Genomic DNA, 2522 nt, shown 5'->3' on the forward strand with positions numbered 1-2522 from the left:
GGGCGTGGCCGCTTCCTGCATCGCCAGCTCCCAGTGCTGGTCGCGCTGGGCCTGGTCCTGCAGCGCATGCGAGCTCTCGGCGGCCAGCACATGGCCCAGCACGCGCAGCTGCAGGCCGTTGGGGATGGCGGCGCCGCTGTCCTGCAAGGCCTGCTCCTGGGCCAGTGCCGACAGCGCTGCCTTGCGGGCGCGCACAAAGCGGCCTGCTTGCAGCTGGGTCACGGCATCCAGCGCTGCGCCATGCATGGCGCGCTCTTTTTGCTGGATGCGCCAGCGCTTGGCCTGGCGCGGCAGCTCGAACATGGCGCTGACGCCGCGCAGCGCGCCGTAGACCAGCACAAAGGCCAGCAGCAGCAGCACGACCACCATGTTCAGCGAGAAATCGATGCGGTAGGGCGGCCAGTGCAGGGTCACGCTGCCCTGGTTGCTGCCGGCAAACAGCGCGGCGGCCACGGCCACGGCAAACAGACCGATCAACCAAAGTGCGGCTCTCATCGCTTAACGTCCTGCCGCCGCCGTGGCCAATGCGGCCAGGGTGTCATTGGCGCGTGGCACTTCCACATCCTGCATGGCCTGCTGCAGCTGGTTGAGCTGCTGGGCGGCCTGCTGGCCTCGGCGCGAGGAGATATCGAAATACTTGTGCACGGCGTCAGCCGCAGCAGCCAGGTCATTGCGCGAGGCATTCATCTGGCGGCCCAGCAAGGCCATGCGGGCGTTCAGGATGCGCAGCTTGAGGTTCTCGCGCACAAAAAATGCCTGCGTGGGCGAGAGCAGCACTGCATCGGGGTAGTCGATGCGGCGCACGCGCACGAGGCTGCGGGCCTCCTCATGCACCACGCCCCAGGCGGTGGACAGCGCCGACAGCCACCAGCTGGGGCTGGCACTGTCGTCCGTTGCGGCCTCGGCAGGGGCGCTCGCTGCGGCCGGTGCGGCGGACTGGTTGCCCCGGTTGCGGGCGGGTGCCGTGCGGCGGGCGTTTTTGTCGAGCACATCGTTTTGCAGCGGCAGATCATCGATCTGGCGCAGCAGGTCATCCATGCGGGCCAGCAGGCCGGCGGTGTCCAGCGATTTGCTCGCGGCGATGCGGTCCAGATCGCGGGCAATGGCGCGTTGCAGCGGCGCCAGGCGCGGCTGGGCCGAGACGGTCACGCGCTGCTGTGCAATCTTGAGGGCGCTGACCAGCGGGTCGGGGCTGCCGCTCAGCTGGCTTTGCTGCATCGCAAAGCGCACGGCGCTTTCGATATCGCCGACCATGGTGTCATCGCGGTTGCGCGAGAGGCTTTGCACCAGCTCTTCGAGCTGGCCGCGTTGCAGCGCGACTTCACCCACGCGGGCCTCCATCACCGACATGCGCGAGGCGGTGTCGCGCGAGACATCTTCGGCCTGGCGGGCGAGGGTGCGCGCTTCCACGGCCTGGCCGCGCGAGTCGGCGCTTTGCAGCGCCAGCTGCTGCTGGATGTTGTTGAGCCGCTGCCAAAGCATGGCCGCGCTGATGATCGCAATGGTGGCGGCAATGCCCAGCGCCAGCGACGTCCAGACCCAGGCTTGCGGCATGCGGCTGCCCACAGGGTGGGCCTGGTGGGAGGCAGTGGCCGGGTGGGGGGACGTGGGGTTCGGTGCGTGCTCGGGCAGCGTCATAGGGCAGATTCTAACGACGCCACCACGTCTTCCAGCGAAGGCCGGCACTGCTGAATGTGGACAAATCCTGCCGCGCGGGTCGCCTGCGCGATGCGTGCATGGGTGCTGAGCGCCTGGGCAGGCGCCAATGCGGCGGCACTGAATCTGTTGCTTAAATGCATCACCGCCTCGGAGCTGCTGAACAGCCAGATGCTGCCATCGGTCAGCGCCTGCGCTGCCAACGCCAGTTGCGCTGGCGTCCAGGCGGGTGCACGGCGCTCGTAGACACCGACAAAATCCACGCCCACGCCGGCCGCTTGCAACTGGCGCGCCAGCCATTCACGGCCTGAGCCGGACACCAACTGGTCGATCGCGCTGCCGGCGCTGGCGCCGCGCACCACCAGCACGCGCTGGCCCGATGCCGCCATCGCTGCAGCCTGGGCACCGACCTCGGTCCACAGCGATTCGGAGTCGAACTGCGGGGCATCGGTGGCAGGTTGGTCGATCAAATCGATGGGCACGCCCAGGGTCTGGGCTGCGCGTGCCGTGCCCGGGCCCGGGCACCACAGCCGGGTATGGGGCGCACTGCGCTGCTGCTGGGCCAGCGCCTGCACGAGGGCCGGGTCCAGAAAAAAGCGGGCCGCATTGGTGCTGACCAGCATCAGCGCGCCATAGCGCTGCCAATGCTGGCGCACCTGCTGCCGCGCCGTGTGGTGGGCGGGGCTGTCGGCTGGAACAATATCGATCAGTGGCAGCGCATCGGCCCGCAGCCCGCGCTGGCGCAGCTGGGCGACCCAGTCGTCCGCCTCGGGCTGCGGGCGGGTGATGATGATGCGGCGGCTGGACGGAGCCATGGTGGACGTCGGCCGGGTGCTCAGCGGCGCACCTGTGCGCCCGCTTGCTGC

The 2522-nt window shown here is 69.0% G+C and carries 3 protein-coding genes; all 3 read right to left on the minus strand.

What is annotated here, in order from left to right:
- Positions 1-495 (minus strand): heme biosynthesis HemY N-terminal domain-containing protein (locus H928_RS0100080; RefSeq protein ID WP_043337997.1); only part of this gene is annotated, 495 nt, incomplete at its 3' end.
- Between the two features lie 3 nt (positions 496-498).
- Positions 499-1638 (minus strand): uroporphyrinogen-III C-methyltransferase, encoded by a 1140-nt coding sequence (locus H928_RS0100085; protein WP_021024642.1) that lies wholly within the window; start codon positions 1636-1638, stop codon positions 499-501.
- Positions 1635-2471, minus strand: a complete 837-nt coding sequence (locus tag H928_RS0100090) for a uroporphyrinogen-III synthase (protein WP_021024643.1) — start codon at positions 2469-2471, stop codon at positions 1635-1637. The genes H928_RS0100085 and H928_RS0100090 overlap by 4 nt, the downstream gene beginning before the upstream one ends.
- Positions 2472-2522: the final 51 nt, after the last annotated feature.

The organism is Comamonas sp. B-9, assembly GCF_000410635.1.
Lineage (GTDB): Bacteria > Pseudomonadota > Gammaproteobacteria > Burkholderiales > Burkholderiaceae_C > Comamonas.